This window comes from Bradyrhizobium sp. (genome assembly GCF_016462955.1).
Classification (GTDB): Bacteria; Pseudomonadota; Alphaproteobacteria; order Rhizobiales; family Xanthobacteraceae; genus Bradyrhizobium.
On sequence record NZ_JAEMSD010000360.1, the window covers coordinates 1 to 1692 of the forward strand.

At 67.1% G+C, this 1692-nt stretch carries 2 protein-coding genes and 2 pseudogenes; all 4 read right to left on the reverse strand.

Going from position 1 to position 1692, the window contains the following annotated elements:
• Positions 1 to 72, reverse strand: a pseudogene (locus tag JHD07_RS28095) (50S ribosomal protein L9); the annotation flags it as partial.
• Positions 73 to 113: 41 nt separating this feature from the next.
• Complete coding sequence (locus tag JHD07_RS28100) at positions 114 to 1094, reverse strand: DUF2232 domain-containing protein (protein ID WP_291627981.1); 981 nt, start codon at positions 1092 to 1094, stop codon at positions 114 to 116.
• A gap of 132 nt (positions 1095 to 1226) precedes the next feature.
• Positions 1227 to 1466 carry a 30S ribosomal protein S18 gene (gene rpsR / locus JHD07_RS28105; RefSeq protein WP_007592020.1) on the reverse strand — a complete coding sequence of 80 codons (240 nt, stop codon included), beginning with the start codon at positions 1464 to 1466 and terminating at the stop codon, positions 1227 to 1229.
• Positions 1467 to 1471: 5 nt separating this feature from the next.
• Positions 1472 to 1692: pseudogene (locus JHD07_RS28110) on the reverse strand (30S ribosomal protein S6); the annotation flags it as partial.

Sequence of the window (1692 nt, forward strand, 5' to 3'; positions counted from 1 at the left end):
GCCGTCGCGAACCTTCACGACTTCGCCCATCTGGCCGAGCTTGTTGACGCGTTCCAGCAAAATGACTTCCATATCCGTTCTCCTTTTGAAGGGTTCTGTAGGTTTCGGTTGACTTAAGAGGTTGGCAGGGGTGGCGGCTGCCGGTTGCGCAGGAAGCGCTCGCGGAAGCCGAACACGGAATCCGCAAGGCCGAGGATCACCATCGCGATCACCGGCCATCCGAACACGACGACGACGGCGTAGGCCGAGCTGAGCCAGAACGTGCGGCCCTTCAACGCCAGTGTCAGCGTATGCAGCACGGCGAAGCCGGTCAGCGCGTAGGCCATCAGCAGCGCGGCCGTTGCGATCTGCGCGACGATGGCGATGAGGCCACCGGTGAAGCAGAAGGCCAGAGCGATGCAGAGCGCCACCAGCGTCATCGGCGGCAGCTCGGCGGTCTTGAGATCCGGCCAGGGGCGGCGCAGCCGGCCCGACGTCGCCGTCACTTTGCCGCTGAGCCAGAGATTGAGAGTGAGCGTCATCATCGCGACGATGGTGGCGGCGGCCGGCGCGATGCGCGCCAGCGCGTCGACGAACTGGCCGGCTTCGCCCGAGGTTTGCGGATCGGTGGTGCGCAGCAGGCGCATCAGGCCGCGCCGCAGGGTGCCGATGATGGTCTCGGCGTCGGTGCCGAGCGTGAGCAGGGCGGCCATCGTGGTCAGTGTGGCGAAGCCCGCGATCCAGAGCAGCATGCGGCCGACCGGGTACCACTCGATCTCGGGGGCGGTCGCCGGCTCGGGCGCGGACGTGTTAGGCACAACGCTTCCGACCTGGCGGCCCAGCAGCGCGAGATGGCCGAGCCACCATGCCGGCAAGGCGACGGTGACGGCGAAGGCGATGCAGTAGGGCAGGCCGAACAGCGCGCCGAGGCCGATCGCCGCGGCAATGCCGCCGAGGCTCGCGCAAAGCGGCCCCCAGCCGATCGCGGCAACCATCAGCGGCAGCGGTGCGAGATAGAACAGGAGCAGCGAGATCAGCGCGCCCGAGATGATCGAGGCGAACATCAAGGCCGACGCAGCGCCGGCGACCAGGGCTATCAGTGCATAAGCCATCATCAGCTGTCCCGCTCCCTTCGAGCGGTTAGAGGCATCTCGCCCCAACCATCGGCGACCGGACGACCCGGAAGCCTTATGAGTTCGAAAAAGTCGCGACCGGCGGCTTAACCGCCGCCGGTCGAATTGGTCGTATCAGCGAATGACGTAGGGCAGCAGGCCCAGGAAGCGCGCGCGCTTGATGGCGCGGGCGAGCTCGCGCTGCTTTTTCGCGGACACCGCGGTGATGCGGCTCGGCACGATCTTGCCGCGCTCGGAAACGTAACGCATCAGGAGCTTGGAGTCCTTGTAGTCGATCTTCGGCGCGTTGGCGCCCGTGAACGGGCAGCTCTTGCGGCGACGGAAGAACGGGCGGCGTGCACCAGCTTCAGCCATTGGTCTTACTCCCCGTCCGTCGTTGTGGTTTCAGCTTCGTCGCGTGGACGACGCGGACCGCGGTCACCGCGGAAGCCACCACCGTCACGATCGCCGCCGCGGAAACCGCCCTCGCGGTCGCCACGGAAACCGCCTTCGCGCTCGCCGCGGAAGCCACCGCCGCGGTCGTCACGTTCGCGATCACGGTCGGCCTTGCGCATCATCGCGGACGGGCCTTCCTCGAGCT